Below are 20588 nucleotides of genomic sequence, written 5' to 3'. Positions count from 1 at the left end.
CATAAGATAACTCGACTGCCATTCCCTTGAACGCTTCGTCATAAACACGTCGTTTAACCATAGTCAAATTGGAGTTAGTCTCCCAAATCTGCCTAAAAAAAGTCTCCAGTCAAATGTAACAAGTCCAGATGCCGTTTTCGACAACGTGGGTGGTGCCGGTCTTACGAAGTCTTTTCGCTTACTCAAACGGGGTGGTACCCTGGTCAGCTATGCCATTGCCTCAGCGATGCTGAGTACTAAATCGATGCTTGTTAACTTCATCGACCTGATCGCCCACTTAACCTGGTGGAACCTGATGCCCAATGGTCGCCGGGCCTTGTTCTATGACGTCATGGCGGGTCGGGGTAGTCAGGCGTTTCAAGCCCGCTCCCAGGAGGATTTTGCCCAGATCATGAACCTGCTGGACAGTGGTGTGCTTACACCCCGGATTGCCGCCCGTTTTCCCCTTGACCACATTCAGCAGGCTATGGAACTGGCCGAATCCCGAACGGCCTATGGCAAAGTGATCCTCACTCCCAACCATTCCCTGAACGCCTGAAACCGCCGAGCCATGAAAAACACAGCCCCACAAACTCACCATATCTTGATTACCGGCGGCAATGGCCGGATTGGCAAGCGCCGTTAACACAGGCCCTCTTCCGACAAAGTATTTCCACCTACAAGGAGCCCAAACCACCACGCGGTTTGGGCTACGCGGTCAATGCCTACGCCTGGTCGCTGACGATGCCGGACCGCCTGTGGCTGCTTCTTAGTGGGCGACATCAACGCTCCTGAAATCAGAGGAAACAGATGTCATTCCGTGAGTTGAAAAAAATACCGCAACCGCCTATCTTGTAGCGTTTTCAAAAGTCAACCATCTTCCTATACCAATGGATCCTGATCAATCAACCGAGGTCCATCAAGGGCCGGATGCTTTGTCCTTTGAGCGGATCGTCTTTTTCAGCGATGCGGTCTTTGCCATTGCCATTACCCTTTTGGTCATCGAAATTAAAGTGCCCGAGATAGGTCATCATACACCCGGTCATGCTCCGTCCATTGAGCAGTTGTATCAGCAATGGCCGGGGGAGTTCAGGAAGCTATTTCCCAAATTCTTTGGGTTCGTATTAAGCTTTCTGGTCATTGGTCAATACTGGATCAATCATCACCGAAACTTCGGAATTATTCGGCGCTTTGATAAAGGTTTGTTATAGCGGAATCTGCTGTTTTTGATGTGTATTGCCTTTATTCCCTTTACAACGGCTTTTTATTCGGAGTATTCCTATTGGTCGGTCCCCATGATGTGGTATTCGGCCAACATTGCTCTGACGGGACTGCTGCAATGGTGGATGTGGAAGTACGCGACCCGGCAGAACCGGTTGATCGATCCCTCTACCAATCCCCATTTAGTGGAGCAGATCTCCCTGGGTCATTTGGGCGTTCCCATCGGTTTTTCCTTAGCTTTTCTGGGCGGTTTCCTGGGCTACCCATTTGCACTGGCCTTTACCTGGATGGTGATTCCGCTCATCATCCGTTTAGCCCGCCGTCGGTATGAGCGTCGCATGGCCGGTTCACATTAAAAGATCAGTACCGATGCGAATGACCTTTGAACTCCAGTTAGAGTGGATAGTCCCCAAGTAGCCATTGATACGCTGATCGTTTCAAGTATTCTTTGGAATGTGGTCGCCGTTATACCAGGCTAACTCGATCAGCCATACGCCAGTGCCCGAAAAAGAAAGCCACGCTCCTCATTGCCAAGATCGACCGTTGAACAAAGTTACGAAACAGGAACGGTCGTAATTGGTGTGTAAGCCTTTCAAGAGACAAATTACGGACTTGATCTACCTGACTGTTCAGACCTCTAAATTTTGCGATAAAAAAGTTGCTATCATTTGTTATTTGTCCACAAACCTAGTCCCATGGATAAGCAATTAACACTAAAATTTAATTCGATCGATAGAAACATGAGCCGCCGTATGCTGGTGGGTAGTGTAGTCGTTGTTACACTCATTATTACCCAGGATTTTTTGCGCGCCAGCCTTAATAACTCCGCTTTTTATTTTTCGGAATCCTTTCTGTTCAGCACTTTTTGGTGGCTTTTTGCCCCTTTCCTTTTGGCCCAATATACTCTTGTAAAGCGTACCAAGTCAAGACCAGCTCATTTTCAATGGCTAGCGATTATCTTGCCGTTCACCATTCATCTCTTTGCGTTTCCCGTACTCGTATGGGTGCTTTCTAAAACCTTTTACTATCACACTTTTACCATTCAACAAACGCTTCAATACACTCTCGCAGAACAGAGCTATTTGTTGGTTATTATATACCTCACGCCTGTTTTGGTTTATCCGTATTATGGAGAAAAAACCAAAGCCGGGGTGAATAAAATTACCGCAACACCAGACGCCGGTTCTTTTCAATTAATCCAGTCCTTCCTGGTTTCGGATGGTGGCAAAAAACGCGCGATACCTATTCAGGAGATCGTCTACTTCTCCGCTGTCTCCCCTTACATCGGTATTCATACAGACGAAAGAAAATATTTATATACCGAAACCTTAAAATCGATAGCCACACGATTACCTGTTCATCAGTTTGTGCGTGTCCATAAATCGACAATCGTCAATATCAATCAGGTGGAGTCCTATACTTCAAGATTAAATGGCGACTACGACCTGACCCTGAAAAACAAGGGTACACTTCGGGTAAGCCGAAACTTTGCTGCCGAATTTAAGCGCAGATTTCACCAAAGCCATCAGTTGACCTCAATTTACCCTCCTCTTACGCCATTCCAGGTTGACGACTAGCATCCTAAATACGATGTTTGTCAAAAAAACGAAATGAATACGTTAGCCGGTTTTCGACGCAGTTTGCAATTGGTCTTATCTGTCACCTTATTGAATTGTAACGGGCAAATACCCCGTTCAACAGTGAATACTCCTATCGAGAATAGCAAAGTGATCGGTGGGGCTTTTGAGAATCGGGAGTATATGTATCAGGGTATGCCTGATCAGATTGCCTCAACGGATACCAGTCCTGGCTGGGGGCAAGCGGGCCAGAAGTTAGTCATTACGGGAACAATCTACCGGATTGATGGCAAAACGCCGGCGCCAGAGGTGGTGCTTTACTATTATCATACCACTATCGAAGGACGATATGTGCACAAGCCGGGCGAAAAGCGAACGATGTTACCAAACGCACTTGGGCAAACCCACGGCTACATTCGGGGCTGGGTTAAAACTGATAAAAGCGGAAAATATACCATCTATACGGTCAGGCCAGGCACCTACCCAAGCCGGGATGAGCCTGCCCACATTCATTTGACCATTAAAGAACCTGCTATCGACACGCCGTATTATATTGATGAGTTTATTTTTGATGATGATCAACTCTTAACCCCGGCAAAACGAAAAAAACTGGAAAACCGGGGTGGTAGTGGGATTTTGAGGGTATTGGTTAGCGATAATTTACAAATAGCGGAACACAACATCATTCTGGGGCTTCATGTACCCAATTACCCACAAATTAGCCCGACTCAGGATTCTTCAGGGCTTTCCATTGGAGAAGACCAGCCCTCCTTTACCCCTTTTCATGCCTTTGGGCCCGACAAAGGCACCCGAACCTGTCCAGTCTGTAAATACGGGCGGTATCATGGCATTATTTATTTCGTTGGTAACAACCCTGATTGGACCCGGATAAAAAGGTGGATCACTTTTTTAGAGCGACAAAGCAGGGCCCGAAAAAAGTATCTAAAAGCTTACTTCGTCTATGGCAACGAGCAGCATTATGAAAAAAGCAAACGGCAACAGGAATTGGAAAAGATTGGGCTGGAATTACAGGTAAAACAGGTTGCCCTTACGTTTGTGCCGTCTTTTAGCGACACCGTTAGCGAAGCGAATTTGAATAAAATAAATCCAGGTGTGGAAAACACGTTTATTGTCTTTAAAAATAGAGCCATCATTGATAAGTACATTAACCTGGCGCCGACAACTGTAAATTTTAACTTACTCTCGAAAGTACTAGATCAGACCCAAGGAAGCAATTTCAAGTTAGCCGAACCTGAACACCATTAAAAATGGTAGAGCCCTATAACAGATGGGCAAATTATCTGATCCTGAAGCCAGGGTGTCTTTTTTTTGCTAAAAATTAGTATTCAGTAGTATTCCCGGTTTCGATAGAAGAACCATTTTTTTCTGGTTTTTAAACTTTAGTGCACTAAAATAACCTTCCAGCGAGGTCGACTTTTTTGGGTCAATAGCTTAACATCTTTTGGAACTGACCTATTGACCCTACATAGGCACTTTACTTGCTGAAAGAAAGTATAAGTTCAGAAAGGTATAATTATGACTGGTCCACCCTGAATAAGATAGGAATGCGTAGCAGGAAACGGAATGGTCATTGATTTTACGATTGTCGACGACAACAGTGACTGGAAAACGGTTAGAAGTCATGCGGCTTTCCACAAGTTGGATCGCAGCCAAGTAGTTTGATACCAGACCGATGGTCCAGCTAACGAATTTTGATTAATTTGCTCCCAAAGTTCGCTCTATGACTACTGAGAAAAACGCCGATCGGGCGGGGGTAATTGCCTTTCCGCCACTCCTATTTGGGAGTACGTTACTCCTGGGACTCGGACTCCGCTATGTTTTTCCTACCCCGTTTCTAGCCCTGCTACCGGCCCTGAGTATTGGAGCCGTTTTGCTGATCATCGGGGTGGTTTCACTGTTACTAGCTTTTCGGGGAATGATTCAGCACAAGACAACCATTCACCCGAGCGGCACCACCACGGCCATTGTTCGCAATGGCCTGTATCGGTATACCCGCAATCCCATGTATCTCTCGTTGACGCTGATTTATATGGCGGTGTCGGTTGCTACCAATGCTTGGTGGGGTTTGCTGCTGCTCATCCCCTTGTTAGGGGTGGTCCAGAAAGGCATTATTGAGCGCGAAGAACAGTACCTGACCCGCAAGTTCGGTGATGAATACCTGAGCTACAAGGCACAGGTGCGCCGTTGGTTGTGAGGATAGTTGGTGAGCGATAATTTTCGATTTTCAGTCGTTTCTGACTTTTGGCATGTATCGAATACTCTTTTCCAACTAGCTCTACCGTACCTCTTTATAAGGTGTTCGAAATAGATAATCACTACATTTTTTTCACAACAGGATATAAAAGTTTACCAGTGAACAGGTAGGCAATGGTCAGCGGGGTTCGTACTCCCAAACCCCAAAAGCTCTTGAGACGAAAATGAAGCATTGGTTGTCAGCATACTTGGTGAATGATGCCCAGTTTCTGAACCCTGATTCTTACCCAAAATATACTCCTTGATTGGGTTGAGAACGATTTGGTCAAAAAGCTATGAAATGCTGAGTACCGCTTTTAAATAGGTCGCCCGGGAAAGCGTTGGGCCATCCTGATAAAGTCAATCTTTTTAAATTTCATTTTTTCGGGAGACAGTCCAGGAAAACTGATGCAAGCTACCGCCCGGCGTTCATGTATTTATAGAAGTGGAGTCGGATAAAAATGAATGTAATGGCGTACGTTAACTAAATGCAGCCCAACAACTGACGAGTGGTGATTAAATGCCCAAACGATCCCGTGCAGGGTCCGGATTTGACCGACTCAGGCAGTGGCCGACCTGTTGAAATGGAGTGTGACCAGCGTTCCGTTCTGGTTTTCGTAGGTCAGAATCCCATCGAGCTGGCGGGCGAGCAGATCCACCAACTGGGTACCGAAGCCCGTTTCTTTGACTGCTTTCGCGGGCGGCTTGCCGATTCCATTGTCGGCCACTTGCAGCAGCAAGGACCCGTTGTCCGCCCGCGTCAGACTCAGGCGAATGGTGCCGCTGTCCCTGCCGACAAACGCATATTTAAGCGAGTTGGTCAGTAACTCGTTCGTTAGCAGTCCTACGGAAACCGCGGTGTCAATATCCAGTACCAGTTCGGGCATCGAACAGTCAATGGTAATGCGGTCGGCGACACCGAACGAATGGAGGATGCTTTCGCTCAGGTTGTTAAAATAATCGCGCATTTCAATAGCTCCTAATTGCTGGCCCTGATACAGTTTCTGGTGGATAATGCCCATGCTCTGCACCCGGTTCTGACTGGCCTGTATGGCTTCCTGTACGTTGGGGTCAGTGACTTTCGCCGACTGCAACGCCAGCAAACCCGACACTACGGCCAGATTATTCTTGACCCGGTGATGAATCTCTTTCAGCAGAAGCTCGTTCTGGGCATTTTTTTGAGTAATCTCATCGCGCTGCTTTTTAATCACTACGGCGTCCTGCAGGGCCAGTTCGCGAGCCTGTTCGCGCAGCCGGGCCTTCATCAGGTACCAAAAACCAAGCAACAGCAGCAGTGTATAGGCCACATAAGCCCAGGGGCTTTGCCACCAGGGCGGGGTGATGGTAATCCGCAGGGGTTTTGCCAGTTTAGTCCAAATCCCGTCGCTGTTGCGGGCTTTCAGGTGGAACTGGTAAGTCCCTGGCTTCATCCGGGCAAAATTGACGGTATTTTTCAGGCCGATGCTTACCCACTGAGGTTCCTCATCCACCCCGGTCAGGGCGTAGACATAGTCCCGACCGGTGATGCTGCGGTAATCCAGAAGTGCAAATTTGAGTTCAAGCGTGTTTTCCCGATACGACAACGCCAGTTCATGGGCTCGCCAGCGGTTTTCGGGTAGCGGCTTCATGGTTTCCGTCTCGTCGGCATCGAAACAAGACACCGCCACGAGTCGCAGGGGCGACGGCGTTCGGGGGGCGTTCTGAATCAAGGCTGGCCTAATCCGCCGTAGGTTGTTCTGGCAACTAAAATAAATCTCACCTGTAATGGGCTGTGCGGCAATGGGCGTACTATAGACCGATGTGCCCACAAACTGCGGAAACGTGGTGACTCGTTCCGTCAAGGGATCAATACTGGAAACGACCTGATTCTGATTGAACCAGATTTTGCCAGTTCCGTCCAGCGTGGCATGGGCAAAATAATCATCCGTAAACCCGTTGGCAATGCCATATTTTTTGAACTTCCCCGTTTTGACCGACAGCCGCTGTAAAGGAGCACTATATCCACTCGTTACCCACACATCGCCCTGCTTATCAACCAGGGGTGAGTAGGTGTAGTTGCTGGCCAGCCCATGCGGGTCGCCTTGCCGGAGCATAAACCGTTGTACGCGACGGGTGTGTTTGTTTACCCGGCAAAGCCCGTTGGCGGCTCCGCACACCCAAACGGTATTCTGAGCATCGACGGCAATTTTTTGCAGCAGATTCGACGGCAGGCTGTTTGGGTTGGCAGGGTCATTTTTCCATTGCTCATAGACGCTCACAAGGCCCGTTTTCACGGACAAACTACCCTTCGGAATACGGAAAAGCCCATAGCCCCAGGTCGAGATCCACAAGTCGCCGTCCTGGTCCAGAACCGTAAAGATGGGGGCCTGGATCGATTTAATCCCCGCTTTATGGAACCGGACAGGGATGGCCCGACCCGTTTTTTTGTCGAAAATAAACAAACCTTCATCTTCCGAAATCAGCAGCAGGTGGTGATCGGACAGGGGGATACTGGAATAAACGTTGGGTAGCTTCAGCACAAACCTTGTGTCGCCCCCGCCTGGATCGTGGCGAATCAGCCCCAGATCGGTACTGATCCAGATCAGGCCGTTCGCGTCAGGAAACAGATCGTTGGCCAGCGGCTTGATCTTGCCCAATTGCGGCATTTTCAGGTTGGGGTAACGTTCCTGGCGGGCATCGAAAAAGAGCGGGTTCTTGTCGCTTATACGCTCCAGCCAGATCAACCCCTGCCGATCTTCGTAAAGCGTCACCAACCCCGCTAGCGGTTCCTGGTTTTCGACGGCCATCGGGATACAGTGCTCTACCACGGTCCGATCGACCGAAATTCGAAAAATGTCGTTCTCGCAACAGAGCCAGAGCCGCCCCGATCGATCTTCCAGAATTACTTTCGGAAACGGAATTGGTTTCCCGTCGGCCGTGTGCCTGTCGAACGAGGTGATTTGCCCGGTTTTTGGATTGAATACCTGAAGCCCGGTTTGGTTGGGAGCCCCCATCCAGAGCAAGCCCCGATGATCTTTACAGAGGCTGTTGGGAGCATTCAGACCAACGATGAAGTTGGGAACAGACACACCCTGTTTGTCTACCGCCGGAAAGCAATGCCATTGTTTACTAATCCGGTTATAGTATTCGAAGCCGACGGTGGTGCTGACATAAATCCGGTCTGATTCGATCACAATGGGCGACAGCGGGTTGCCCTGTAACTGCCCTACTTCGCCGGGTTTGGGCAAAAACCGAACGGTACGGCCTGTTTTTGGGTCGAACTGGTTCATACCCAAATCGCTCCCGATCCAGATCTGACCCGACTCATCGCGTTGCAGAAACCGGAGTTTATCGGACGATAGACTAGCTTTGTTGGTAGGCACATGATGAAAATGGGCGATCTTTCCCGTTTGCGGATTATAGGCATTCAGGCCACCGTCGCGGGTGGTAATCCAGAAGTTGCCCTGCTCATCCTGGATCATATCAATCGCACGTGACGAGGATAAGGAATTCAGATCAACCGGATTGGAGCGGATCGAAACGATCTCGTGGCCGTCGTACCGGTTTAGGCCATTGCCGCTGATGAACCAGAGAAAATCCTCACGGTCGTTAAAGAATTTATTGATAACCAGTTGGTTGCGGTTTCGACCCAGCGTCTCTTTGGGCGGTTCGTTGAAATAAAGCACCGTCGATTGTGCCTGTCCAGCGATTGAGAGCAGGTACAACAGGACGATGAGCCACCTTTGAACGATGTATTTACCCATGTTGGGACAACCCGTATTCAGTAGCGAACAAGATACAAAAAATAGAGCGTTACAGACGATTCGGCTTAATCAGGATGTCGTTCCGTTAAGGAGCAGGTGGTGCATCGGCATTCCACATACCCATTGTAGATACCCACTTCCCGTCTGTATTGCGTTTGAGCAATTCGGTGTACCGGCCTTTATCGACAACGACTTTCCCGTCGGGCGTTTTTATATCCATCTGGAACTGACCCGTTTCCCACCCCAGGTTACCCTCACTGCCCGTAGCAATCGTTTTAACGGAGACATTGGTAGCACCCGCTTCAATGGCTCCTTTCCAGTAGTTGAGGATGTCTGCCCGGCCCGTAACGGCGGACTCATTGGGCGGATACAACGTAGCATCATCTGCATAGCAATTCGCAGCCGCCACGGCGTCTTTAGCATTGAGCGCAGCGGCAAAGTCCCGGTTCATCTGAGACAATTCTTCGGCAGTGGCGGGTTTTTCCGTCGCAGGTACGTTGCAACCGGCTGCAAACAGGAGCATAGCCACAAAAGCGGCCAGGATTCGTAGAGAAGATTTGGTTGTCATGAGTAAAGTCGGTTTAAACGGATTGGGAAACGAGTAGCCGTTGTAGGCTCATTCAGCGTCATAGGCTGGGTGTCGATCGTATAGCACACCGGGCTACCCAATACCTTTAAAAAGCCAGCCTCACCTCACTTGTCCTTCTGATCCTCATTGTTGATATCGCGGATGCAGATGAATTTTCCGTCGCGTTTTTCAAAAATGCCCATGTATTTTCCGGTGCTCACTACGTTGCCAGCCGCGTCTTTAACCGTTGTCTTCCCGACTTCGGTCACTACGTTGCCATCGCCGTACACGTCCATCGTCTCGTAGTAAACCGTAGTCCCGGCCTTGCGCGCTTTCATACTTTTGAGCAACACCTGCCGGATAGCATCCTTTCCCACGGACATGGGTTCGTCGTCGGCCATTTCTATGGCATCGTCTGCGTAGAGTGCCATTATTTTGTCGATGTCCTTAGCGGTTGTGGCGCTGGCCCATTCGGTTTCGATGGCTTGTATTTCCGTTTTGATGGCGGCCATATCGGGTTTAGCCGCTGCCTGTTCAGTCGCAGCTTCCTCTTTTTGGGCGGGCGCATTACAACCGGTAACGCAGACAGACGTCAAGGCAACAACGGCCAGGAGTAGGGTAAATGGATTGGTTTTCATTAGGTTTTTGATGGTTAGACGATTAAGGTACTCTTACTAAGCGACGGTAGAGTTCAACGGCTTTTATTTTCTCGTACACCGCACCCAGTTTTTTATCGGCTTCCTGAAACGATTTGTCGTCGTGGATTTTCTGGTACACGCTGGCATTGGGCCAATTGCCCTCGAAGAAGTAGCGGTATTTGTCGGCTCCTTTCCCGTCTACCTTGTAGAGTGTGTATCCGGCGTTACTGTAGCCCAGGCGTTTAATGACCGTGTTCAGCTCGCCAATTACCGCCGATAGTTTAGCCTCCGTTACACCGGCTGGCATATCAAAAAGGTGGATACTTTTGAGTTGAGTCGTTGACGTTTGCTGAGCCTGTGCAGGTGCCGACAGGCCGAGGCTAACCAGCAGCCAAAGAGCAGATAATGAAATCAGGAGATGTTTCATGAGTTTGATTGGTTTTCGGATTTAGTTAGTGTCTTCAGTTAAAGTCAATTCCATAAACAATAAATAGTCTTTAAATTCTGCGGGGATTTCCATTTCCGGATACGCGTCAATGTCACGAAATCCAAAACTTCTATATAAGGAGTGAGCCGCTTCCATAAACTTCGGACTGTCGAGCCGAACTCTTTTATAACCGACTTTTTTCGCTTCAACTAAAAGTCGGTTAAGAATAGCTCGTCCAGCTCCAATTCGTCTACTCGCTGGATCAACAAACATTCGTTTTATTTCACCGGTATCGGAGTTGATACGTTTCAGGCTTCCAAGTCCACATACTTCATCTTCATAAATAGCCAGAATTAGCTGTCCGTAAGGGGGTTGAAACTTGCCAATCTGTTGAATGTCCTGTTCAACAGCATCTTCGGGATTATGCGGATGGACACCATAGAGTTCCTGCATTTTGTCGTTACCCCAAACTAAATAGTCAAACCATAATTTTTTAACGGCGTCCAGGTCGTCAGGAATGACAACAGTTCTTGTTATTACTTTTTCACTTTCGTTCATTTCCTGAATAGGTTTTGGTTGTTTACTTTCTGTGATAGTCTTGATCACAGATAGCTCAGCCACCACTGCTCTTTGTGCGTTGTCTTGTAGGTATCAAACCAGCGACACAGGGGATACAACGACGCGACAACGGCTATCCAGATGAGGTAAACTACCCCAAGGTTGTAGCCTCCATCGCCGGGCAGCACAAACCGCATCGGTAGGGTTTGCAGCGCTTTATCGGCCTCCGTCATGGTGTGGCCAGCGGCAAAAAAGACGATCATGCGCAGGGTATGCAAGACGTACCAATGGATCGTGTAATAAAAAAAGGCCGTTCGTCCATAGGTGCGCAGCACGGCCGTAACACGATTGTGTACGTTCTCCAGCAACGCCAGTCCCAGCAGTCCCGGCCCCACCGTAATGCACATATACAGCAGCGATGGTGGGTATTTATGTACTTTCAGGAACGAGAACAACGTGGTGAGACCGTCTTTCTGGACGCTCCAGGGGAAAGGGTCGCCGTAGCCATTCAGCAAACGCAGCCCCACAAATAACCCAATGGCTCCGGCTCCGAGATAAACCAGCCACTGTTGACGCTTTGTAGCCGAAACCGCTGGCTCAAACAAACGGCCCAGGCAGTAGCCCAGCATCATTAGCCCCAGCCAGGGAAGAAACGGGTATAGTACCTCAATAACCCGACCAGGAGCGTATTCAAACACACGGTCACGCCCGCCATGAAACAGCGCCCACCAAAAACCCGATGGAAATCCCGGTGCCTGTTCCACCGCATCCAGCAGATTATGACCTAAAACGATTACTAAACCCATGCTCAGTATGGCCCGGAACGGAAGCCACGTCAGCCCGGCCATGAACACCATACTAATGCCCAGCGACCAGAAAACGACCAGCGTAATGGGATTAAACAGGGTAAACGTATCCGCCGGCACAATCAGAAGCACTTCGGCTACCATGAGCCATAGACCCCGTTTCAGCAGGAACAGACTCAGCTCGCTGCGCGATTTTCGTAAGCCCTGCAGGTAGATGGACGTACCGGATAGCAAGGCAAACGTAGGGGCGCAGAAATGGGTAATCCAGCGGGTGACGAACAGGACCGGCGTGGTGGTATCGAGATTGAGCGGGTCGTCGGTCCAGGCCTGGGCGTGAAAGAAATCGCGCGTATGGTCCAGCGCCATAATGATCATAATCAGTCCCCGCAATACGTCGATGGACTCGATGCGGCTTTTGATTAAGGAAGGCGCTGGATTGAGGGAGCCTGCGGTTGCCGATTTATAGGGGAGCGGAAAGGTCATTTCGGTATAGCGGCTAACACTCGTCTAGGTGTTCTGAAAGGTTTTGGATAGCTTCAGGCAGGAATCTGTAAAAAACGATGAGGCTCATCATCGAATCCGCTTAACTGAATTAGCGCACTTTATAGGCTTCTAACTCAATCTCAATCAACTGGCCGGGCAAGGCTAGTTCCTTCACGCCAAACCACGACCCGGTCGGAAACTGCTTCTTGTAGATCGTATTTCGGTAAGCCGACTGGTTCACAAATTCGGGCATGTTCGTGGTCAGAATATTCTCCACCACAACGTCGTCCCAGGTGTAGCCATAGTGCTTCAGAATTTTGTCCAGATCGGCGTAGCAGTTTTTCATTTGTTGGCCCAAATCACCTTTAGCCGTCAGGTTTCCTTTCTCGTCCATACTGACCGCACCCGATATTTTCAGTTCATTGCCAATCCGAACGGCATGGGAATAGCCATACGCTTTTTCGACTTCGGGCCGCAACAGGAAGTACTCCGGCGCATCGGATTGAGTCGCTGGTTTCTCATCTGCTTTTTGGGGAGCGGTATTGCAACCGACGGTAAACAGGATCAGGACGGCAAAAACAGGAATAAATTGGTTGATTTTCATGGGTCTATCTACTAGAGAAAAAGCTGCGAGGTTATTGGTTTTATATGCGCTCAGTCTTTACTACTTGACGGCTACCGGTGCCGCTGCAGACTCGTGGTAAAACGTCGCTTTCCACGCGCCATTGATTTTGGAGAAGAGCATCGTTCCCGCTACGTGTTCGTACTTTATTTTCTGGCCGGTTTTGAGCGTTGCATCCTGTTCCATCGAGAACGTATAAAGCACCAGCGAGTCCGTCAAAACCCGAATCACTTCCTTCGTTGGCACGACGCTCAACGTCTTCATCTGGCTAAACCCGTCTGCGTTCAATTTTTTTAGCGCGTCGTAGTCGCCCAGGGTGCCATCGGGATTGACGGCCTGAAAATCAGGCGTATTTTCAAAGTACGTCATGCACGTTTCAATGTCCAGTTTTTCGACCTGTTGGAAGAATTCTTTGATAAGGCCAGAAATTTCCTGTTCAATCACCTGCTTTTGTTCGGTTGTCACGGCCGACACGTCGGTTGTTTTTGTGTCCGTTTCCTTGGCGGGTGTATTGCAACTGGCGGCAAACAGGAACAGGGCGATAACAACGGCCAGCATCTGGGGTACTTGATTAGTTTTCAATGGAATATTGTTAAAAAGGATTGATTGAATGTATTGACCTACTTAGCAGCAGGCAGGGGTAGATCGGAGTTAGTTATGTCGCGGAAGGGCCTCCATTTACCAGCTTCCTTTTTCCAGAGGACGATGTATTTGTCCTTGATCACCTGCGTACCGGCTTTATCGAACAGGCTTGCCTGGCCTTCCTCCGACACGAAATCGCCGGTTCCCCATACGTCGATAGTAGTAAACTCAGCTTTGGCTATTCCAAAACTGAGGACGTTGTGTATGGCCGTCTGAATATTTTTGCGGCCCACGATGGCTGGTGCGTTCGAGAACATCAGTTTCGCGTCTTCGGCATAAAAATTGGCCATACCCACCGAGTCGCCTTTGGCGATGAATCCCGCGAACTCAATATTGGAGGCTTCGATTTCTTTTTTGAGTGTGGCGTTATCGACCGTCACGGCACTTTCCTTGGCGGGTGAACTACAACCGGCGGCAAAAAGAAGCAAGGAAGCAAAAAGGGGCAGAACGGGGGAAGCGGGTTTGGTTTTCATTGACTTGGTTTGTTTGTTTCGCCCGGTATGCGACACTGCATACCGGGCGAATGTGGTGGGGATAGAGTCGGTTATTTCTTACTCATAATCAGCATGGTAGGCTTACCAATGACACCGTCTTTCCGCATCGTTTCCGCCAAATCCGGGCGGGCAAAAAAAGCCTTCGGTGCGTCGGGCGAGGCCCACTCGCTGATGATACAAACCGTGTTGGGGTCGTCGGCCAGCGTACTGACTTCGGCACTTAGTTCGCCCGCCAGCATTCGTTCGTTATAAAACCGGTCGAAGCCTTTTTTCCAGGCGGCATAGTCGGCCACTTTGTGATAGACCATCGCTTTGGTAATCGGCGAAACCACGATCCGGCTGATTTTCCAGGCTCCGTTTTCTTTAACCGCTGTGTTGGTATAGGCCCCATCGACCGTGACCCGCTTTCCGTTCACCGCCCGTCCGTTCTGGTGAAAGGTGCCGGTAAAGATGGCACTGCCATCAAACTGCGGCCTTACGTCCGTCATCAGAATGGCACTGTTCACGTCAGCGTCGGCGAAATTTTTGGCAAGCAACTCCGCCACCTGACCTATACCGGTTTGCTTCGTACCGTCGCTATGTGTTCGGACTACATCGTTGGTGTGCAGCGTTTTCAGGGTGGCTATGTCCTCGCGGTTGTAGGCATCCTGAAATTGCTTCGTCAAGTTGCGGAGTTCAAGCGCAACCTGGTTCATGGCCCATTTCACCTGCGAAATCTTCCACTGCCCACCGACCTTGCCGATCAGCATTTCGTAGGTGCCCGCCGTGGGGTTGAGTTTCGCGCCGGTTTTTCGCACAAAATCATAACCGCTGACGGTCGTGCCGATTTTCACCTTGCCATCGGGTTGGGCCTCGGTGCTGACCACCGTGAAGTCCATATACGACCCGGCCGTTTCGCCGAAATCGCGTACATAGTCGGCTTCAACATCGGCTTTAGAACCGGGCGTTACACTGCCATCGGGGTTTACCCAGCCCACATTGTCGGCAAAAAGGGTCATCAGCGTGGGCCGGTCGCCTTTGTTGTAGGCGGTCTGGTAGGTTTTAACAAAAGCAACCGCTTCGGGATCGAGGCCCTGAGCGAGGGTGGTGGCTGCGAAGGCCGGCAGGAGCAGCAGAGTCAACAGCCGGGCTATGACGAAAAATGGGTTACTGGTTTTCATGGGTGAGTATGGTTATGTGAGTTGATTGGGTGAATTTCTAAGCCAGCCTTCTACACGGCCTGATGCAGCGTTTCCGTTTTGAACCGCGCGTATAACTTACCCTGATGTTGTGGTTCGTATAAGCGGTAATCGTAGCCACGGTAGATGGCGGCTGGCAGGATACGCAGGAAGCAAAAAAACACCTGAGAAGGGACGGCAGTAAAATGGAGACACATGGTTGAGAACGCTTTGGGGCGGATTAGAAATGGTTGGCCCAATCGACTCGACAACGCGATGGGGCCGACAACGGATCTAAACTACCGCCAACATATTCTCAAGCCAAGTGCTCAAGGACGAACACACCGGTTTACTGTCCGAAAGACGGGAATTACTTACCAGAGGCACAAACAAACTGAAAAAGGATTAATCAAGCTGTTGATAATGAGGATCAAATGGTCTGGATTCGTTTCAGAAATGCCTCGCGCAGGTTGTGGCTGAGGGGAATCGTTTTACCCTTGATCCCGATATGCCCTTCGCCTACTTCATCGACCTGTGCCAGATTCACCAGATAGGATCGATGCACCCGCACAAAATAGTTGACCGGAAGTTTGTATTCCATCTGCTTCAAGGTCGTTGTCAGCAGGTATTCTTTGTCCGCCGTACAGAGGTTGCAGTAGTTGCGGTCGGCTTCCACGTAGAGAATATCAGCGATGAAAATCTTGATGATCTTTTCGCGGTGGCGCACAAAAATCCGGTCACTGAGGACAAAAGGTGCGTCGGGGACAGGGTCGGCAGCGAAGGGAGGCTCGTCAGCCAGGCGGCTGATGGTCAGTTCGATCACCCGTTGTAATTCAATGGCCCGGATTGGCTTGGAAATGTAGGCGTAGGGTCGGGTTTTTTTGGCCCGGGCAAAGGTGGCTTCATCGGTATTGGCGGTGATGTAAATAATCGGGACGGTCCACCTCTGGAGGATCGCATGGGCCGTGTCGATACCGTCGATCGAGCCTTTAAGGCTAATGTCGAGCAGAATCAGGTCAGGTCGGTTGGTTTCCACGTGCCGGATGGCTTCTTCGCCCCGGGGGACAATCCCGCTCACCTCATAACCGAGTTTGCTGAGTTGCAGGGCGATGTCGGCGGCAATAATCATTTCGTCTTCCACAATGAGCAACTTCACGGCGATGTCCATGCTATTTGATTGTCATTTGTCAAAAAACGATTACGTGTTAACAGAAAGGTTCAGCCAGTTTGGCAGAGCCCGGTGAAGCGTATCTTCGGCCAGATGGGCAAAGGGTATTTACCCATTTGGCTCTGCCGGTCGATGCGGTAAATCCGTTACGAAGGTAAGTCCAATTTTTAATATTTGGAAAGACCAAAAGCCAGCCTGGTTTATCCTCACGTTCACAAAAAACTCATAGATGAGACGTAAATGCAGTCGGCAGAAGTGTTGATTGACCGCCATTTTCTAAACTGACATGTTGACCCCAAAAAGCCCTCTTTTCTCGGTATGAAATGATTGGTTCAGAAAGGTATCAATTGCTGATCAAGTCCGCTTCCTATTCCCTGGCATCTGCAGGGTACGCCATCGCGGTCGCAGTGGTGCACCACTGCGATTCCAATTATATGAAAAACGTCAGTATTTCTCACTCATTGGCAACTGTTTCATTCCTTGCGTAGTAAACAACCTAAATCATGTTACACCGGTAGGTAAATACTAAACCGCGCTCCCTGACCCACTTGACTGGTAGCCTCAATAGCACCGCCGTGGTTGATCGCTACTTTTTCACAGATGGCCAGGCCAATCCCCGTCCCGGCAAACTCACTGCGCCCATGGAGCCGCTGGAAGACCTGGAAAATGCGTTCCGCATATTTCTGGTCGAAGCCAATACCATTATCCACTACGTCAATCCGGTGATACGCAATCGCTCCACTTTCTACCCTGACCGGGGTCGGCAGGTTATCGGCAGCTATCCAATGGGCTCTTACCTGAATCACCGGCGGCACGTCTGGCCGGTGAAATTTAAGGGCATTGCTAAGCAGATTCTGAAAAAGCTGGCCGAGTTGGAGTGCATCTCCCAAGACCGCCGGCAAGGGATCGAGATGAATCTGAGCCTTAAGCTCCGCGATGCTAACTTCCAAATCATTAATGACGGTGTTGACCACGGTCGTTAGTGAAACAGCCTGAGGGGCGTCAGCCCGCGTCGATAAGCGCGAGTAACTGAGCAGGTCCCGAATCAGCGTAGACATGCGGGTACCAGCCGCCACCATTCGCTGGAGTATATCCTGGCCCGGCTCATCCAGGACTGATGCATAGTGAGCGTGGAGCAGGGAACTAAAGGATTGTATCTTTCGCAGGGGCTCCTGCAGATCATGGGAAGCTACGTAAGCAAACTGCTGAAGGTTTTCGTTCGATCGCAGAAGCCGTTGATTGGCTTTGGTCAACTCGGTATTCGAAGCAACCAGTTCCCGGGTCCGTTCCTCGACTTGCTGCTCTAACTCGTTAACCAGCGCCCGGTACCTTTCCCGGCTTTGTTGGGCCATTTTGTGGGCTTTTCTCAACGCCAGCAGGTTGACGACCTGTCGGGCCAAGGTTTGTAAAGCGGTCAGCTGGGTCGGACTTAACTGCCTGGGCACTTGATCGATAACACACAAGGAACCGAGAGCAAACCCATCGGCATCCACCAGAGGTATCCCCGCGTAAAAAATGACGTAGGGATCGCCCACCACAAGGGGGTTCCCCGCAAAACGCGGATCTTCCCGCGAATCGGTGACAATCAGGGTCTGATCGGGTTCAAGGATGGCATGCGTGCAAAAGGCAAATTCGCGGGGTGTTTCCCGCACATTTAAGCCATGACAAGACTTGAACCATTGCCGTTTGTCATCGATGAAACTTATAAGCGAAATCGAGGTCTGACAGATTTGGGCGGCCAGACTGGTGATATCATCGTAGTCCGGTTCCGGTAGCGAATCGAGAATATCATACTCGTTCAAGGTCTTCAGACGATCACTTTCGGGGGATGGCGTACGCATGGTAAAGGGAAAAAGGCAATCGGCTGCTGGATAGTAACTGGAAAAGGTCGATTAAAACAGGCGCAGCCATAAGCAGTATCCACTTCCGCATTAAACCCGGGTTGCGGGGGTAATTGTTTGGATATTTTTGGTTTCTTTTCACAAAATGTGCGTTTACTCCGCGCGCCAGCCCGTCCACAAGAAGCATTCACCACCTTTTACTTCGAAGCTCTGATCGTTTCGGCCAGGAATACCGCTCCGCGTGGGGTAGCTGAAATCACGCCTTTTTATTGATCGGTAAAGCAATGAGTATCACCCATTTTTTGAATGGAGATTCTGCCCCCCAATGCGCCCTATCTTTATGAATTGGAAAGGATCGTCTCAGAAAGGATCAATTCCTGATCGAATCGGCGTTCCCTCTCCGGATTAAGCGCAGGTTCAAAAAAGGGATACTTTTTTGGGATCTCCCGTTCAAATTGATCCCGTCAAAAATACCGTTGGCCGGTTTGGCAGTCGTACCAATTTTTAATAGTCTATTCATACGCCAATCCAAAACACTTCAATTCCACCCACAGTTTAGATGCATATCATTTGGTTAGAAACCTTTCAAAAGAAGATAATACCATCCGTTGCCGGGCGGTTTTTTATACTTTTAGGCATTCAATGGACATAGAGAAAGCGATCAAGCGCATTGCCATTCTGGGAGCAGGACCCAGTGGTTTATTCATGTTTAAGCGATTGGTCGAAGCCAATCAGAGCGATTGGGAAATCGATATTTTCGATAAAAATAGTCAACTGGGAGCGGGAATGCCCTATAGCCAGGAGGGCGCAAATGACGAGCATGTTACCAACGTATCCGGGAAGGAAGTTCCTGCCTTAGTCAGCTCGCTGGAAGACTGGGTCCAGACACTTCCCGAAGCCACACTCGACCGATTCAACATTGATCCCCGGGTATTCAATGAATACAAGGTCGTTCCCCGCCTGCTGTTTGGCCAGTATCTGGCGGCCCAGTTCGATTTGTTATTGGAGCAGGCTAACCGGTTGGGGATCACCACCCGGGTGCATTTTTCCAGCGCCATCAAGGACATAACGGATCAGCCGGAACGCCGGAAGGTGCTGGTGACGGTAGACAAAATAGGAGTTGTTGCGTTTGATCAGGTTATCCTGTGCACCGGCCACCACTGGCCTAAAAAGCACGAAGGAACCGTCCGGAATTACTTTGATTCGCCGTATCCGCCTGCCAAACTCGTTCTGCCGTTGAATCATGCCGTGGCCATACGGGGTTCTTCCCTGACGGCCATCGACGCCATTCGGACGCTCTCCCGCAGCAATGGCGCCTTTACGGCTCAGCCCGATGGCACGCTTTCGTTTCAGACCGACCCCGGTTCTCCCCATTTTAAGTTGGTGATCCATTCGCGTGGCGGGTTTCTGCCAGCAATCCGGTTTCACCTGGAAGAATCACTTCTGTCGCAAGATGCGCTGCTTACCAGCGAAGAGATTGCCGCCGAGCGGGCCCGAAATGAAGGGTTTCTGCCGCTGGATTATGTGTTTGAAAAAAACTTCAAGGACGCGTTACGACAAAAGGACCCCGGTTTTTATGAGCAGATTAAAGCCATGAATCTGGAAGACTTTGTGGACAGGATGATGGACCCGCGCGAACGTCTGGAGGCTTTCGAACTGTTTAAAGTTGAATACCGGGAGGCCGAGCAATCCATCAGGCGGCAGGAATCCATTTACTGGAAGGAGATACTGGCCGAGTTGAGCTATACCATGAATTACCCGGCCAAATACTTTTCAGCGGAAGACATGCTGCGACTCCAGAAGGTCCTGATGCCGTTGATTTCGATTGTTATTGCGTTTGTTCCCCAGCGCTCTGCCCAGGAATTGCTGGCGTTGCATCAGGCGGGCCTGCTCCACATCATTTCTGTCGGATCGGACAGTGAAGTGAAGCCCGAAAAAAACGGGGGGGCTACCATTCAGTATACAGACGATGCCAACCAGCCGCAAGCGACGTACTACCAAACCTTTGTCGATTGCATTGGGCAGCCCCATTTATCCTTTGAAGAATTTCCCTTTAAGGGTTTGATCGCCACCGGATCCATAAGCCCCGCCCGCTTACGATTCAGGTCCGCCCAACAGGGGAAAATCGAAAGCACTGAAAGCCGTAATCGGATTGAGCAAGGGCCACGGGGAGACTATTACCTGAACGTACCGGGAATCGCTATTACGGATACTTTCCAGGTTGTCGGCGCGGATCAGGTTGCCAATCCCCGCATTTACATGATGGCAGTTCCCTATATGGGCGGGTACAACCCTGATTATTCGGGACTGGATTTTTGCGAAACAGCCTCCGAGCGTATCGTAAATCATTTGCTTGATCTGCAGGGCGCTCCGGTGTTGGTGGATCGTAAATCGTAAATGCCAATACCTTG

19 protein-coding genes are annotated in these 20588 nt (G+C 49.9%); 7 read left to right on the top strand and 12 right to left on the bottom strand.

Annotated features, from left to right (window positions below):
- Nucleotides 1-40 precede the first annotated feature (40 nt).
- The 6 genes from EHT87_RS25905 to EHT87_RS25880 all read left to right on the top strand — a co-directional run bounded on the left by EHT87_RS25905 (nt 41) and on the right by EHT87_RS25880 (nt 4992).
- Nucleotides 41-538 carry a zinc-binding dehydrogenase gene (locus EHT87_RS25905; protein WP_310587578.1) on the top strand — a complete coding sequence of 166 codons (498 nt, stop codon included), beginning with the start codon at nt 41-43 and terminating at the stop codon, nt 536-538.
- A gap of 331 nt (nt 539-869) precedes the next feature.
- A complete protein-coding gene (locus EHT87_RS25900; RefSeq protein WP_124909668.1) occupies nt 870-1190 on the top strand; it encodes a TMEM175 family protein in 321 nt (106 codons plus the stop codon).
- Between the two features lie 18 nt (nt 1191-1208).
- Nucleotides 1209-1556 (top strand): hypothetical protein, encoded by a 348-nt coding sequence (locus EHT87_RS25895; RefSeq protein ID WP_124909667.1) that lies wholly within the window; start codon nt 1209-1211, stop codon nt 1554-1556.
- A 339-nt stretch (nt 1557-1895) separates the two neighbouring features.
- Nucleotides 1896-2777 (top strand): LytR/AlgR family response regulator transcription factor, encoded by an 882-nt coding sequence (locus EHT87_RS25890; protein ID WP_124909665.1) that lies wholly within the window; start codon nt 1896-1898, stop codon nt 2775-2777.
- A gap of 33 nt (nt 2778-2810) precedes the next feature.
- Nucleotides 2811-4043 (top strand): dioxygenase family protein, encoded by a 1233-nt coding sequence (locus tag EHT87_RS25885; RefSeq protein ID WP_124909663.1) that lies wholly within the window; start codon nt 2811-2813, stop codon nt 4041-4043.
- Nucleotides 4044-4518: 475 nt separating this feature from the next.
- Nucleotides 4519-4992 (top strand): methyltransferase family protein, encoded by a 474-nt coding sequence (locus tag EHT87_RS25880; RefSeq protein ID WP_124909661.1) that lies wholly within the window; start codon nt 4519-4521, stop codon nt 4990-4992.
- A 598-nt stretch (nt 4993-5590) separates the two neighbouring features.
- Here EHT87_RS25880 and EHT87_RS25875 read toward each other — a convergent pair.
- The 12 genes from EHT87_RS25875 to EHT87_RS25820 all read right to left on the bottom strand — a co-directional run bounded on the left by EHT87_RS25875 (nt 5591) and on the right by EHT87_RS25820 (nt 18177).
- The gene (locus tag EHT87_RS25875) at nt 5591-8773 is read right to left on the bottom strand and encodes a histidine kinase dimerization/phosphoacceptor domain -containing protein (RefSeq protein WP_124909659.1); all 3183 of its coding nucleotides are present in this window, start codon (nt 8771-8773) and stop codon (nt 5591-5593) included.
- An 85-nt stretch (nt 8774-8858) separates the two neighbouring features.
- Nucleotides 8859-9341 (bottom strand): YybH family protein, encoded by a 483-nt coding sequence (locus tag EHT87_RS25870; RefSeq protein ID WP_124909658.1) that lies wholly within the window; start codon nt 9339-9341, stop codon nt 8859-8861.
- Between the two features lie 125 nt (nt 9342-9466).
- Nucleotides 9467-9979: a YybH family protein gene (locus EHT87_RS25865; protein ID WP_124909657.1), complete on the bottom strand. Its 513-nt coding sequence runs from the start codon at nt 9977-9979 to the stop codon at nt 9467-9469.
- A 22-nt stretch (nt 9980-10001) separates the two neighbouring features.
- A complete protein-coding gene (locus tag EHT87_RS25860; protein WP_124909656.1) occupies nt 10002-10406 on the bottom strand; it encodes a hypothetical protein in 405 nt (134 codons plus the stop codon).
- Nucleotides 10407-10427: 21 nt separating this feature from the next.
- The gene (locus EHT87_RS25855) at nt 10428-10964 is read right to left on the bottom strand and encodes a GNAT family N-acetyltransferase (protein WP_124909654.1); all 537 of its coding nucleotides are present in this window, start codon (nt 10962-10964) and stop codon (nt 10428-10430) included.
- Nucleotides 10965-11008: 44 nt separating this feature from the next.
- Nucleotides 11009-12253 carry an acetyltransferase domain-containing protein gene (locus EHT87_RS25850; RefSeq protein ID WP_124909652.1) on the bottom strand — a complete coding sequence of 415 codons (1245 nt, stop codon included), beginning with the start codon at nt 12251-12253 and terminating at the stop codon, nt 11009-11011.
- A 109-nt stretch (nt 12254-12362) separates the two neighbouring features.
- Complete coding sequence (locus tag EHT87_RS25845) at nt 12363-12857, bottom strand: RidA family protein (RefSeq protein WP_124909651.1); 495 nt, start codon at nt 12855-12857, stop codon at nt 12363-12365.
- A gap of 60 nt (nt 12858-12917) precedes the next feature.
- Nucleotides 12918-13457, bottom strand: coding sequence for a nuclear transport factor 2 family protein (locus EHT87_RS25840; protein WP_229321352.1), 540 nt, complete (start codon nt 13455-13457; stop codon nt 12918-12920).
- Nucleotides 13458-13495: 38 nt separating this feature from the next.
- Nucleotides 13496-13990 (bottom strand): YybH family protein, encoded by a 495-nt coding sequence (locus EHT87_RS25835; protein WP_124909649.1) that lies wholly within the window; start codon nt 13988-13990, stop codon nt 13496-13498.
- Between the two features lie 71 nt (nt 13991-14061).
- Entirely contained in the window at nt 14062-15171 is a 1110-nt protein-coding gene (locus EHT87_RS25830; protein WP_124909647.1) for a nuclear transport factor 2 family protein, read from the bottom strand.
- 427 nt (nt 15172-15598) lie between these two features.
- On the bottom strand, nt 15599-16336 hold the full coding sequence (locus EHT87_RS25825; RefSeq protein ID WP_124909645.1) for a LytR/AlgR family response regulator transcription factor: 738 nt from the start codon (nt 16334-16336) through the stop codon (nt 15599-15601).
- A 506-nt stretch (nt 16337-16842) separates the two neighbouring features.
- Nucleotides 16843-18177 carry a GAF domain-containing sensor histidine kinase gene (locus EHT87_RS25820; protein ID WP_124909643.1) on the bottom strand — a complete coding sequence of 445 codons (1335 nt, stop codon included), beginning with the start codon at nt 18175-18177 and terminating at the stop codon, nt 16843-16845.
- A 642-nt stretch (nt 18178-18819) separates the two neighbouring features.
- On the opposite strand from EHT87_RS25820, the gene EHT87_RS25815 reads away from it, so the two are divergent.
- On the top strand, nt 18820-20574 hold the full coding sequence (locus EHT87_RS25815) for an FAD/NAD(P)-binding protein (protein WP_124909641.1): 1755 nt from the start codon (nt 18820-18822) through the stop codon (nt 20572-20574).
- Nucleotides 20575-20588: the final 14 nt, after the last annotated feature.

This window comes from Larkinella knui (genome assembly GCF_003858645.1).
Taxonomy (GTDB): Bacteria; Bacteroidota; Bacteroidia; order Cytophagales; family Spirosomataceae; genus Larkinella; species Larkinella knui.
This window is presented reverse-complemented; position numbering and strand designations above follow the sequence as displayed.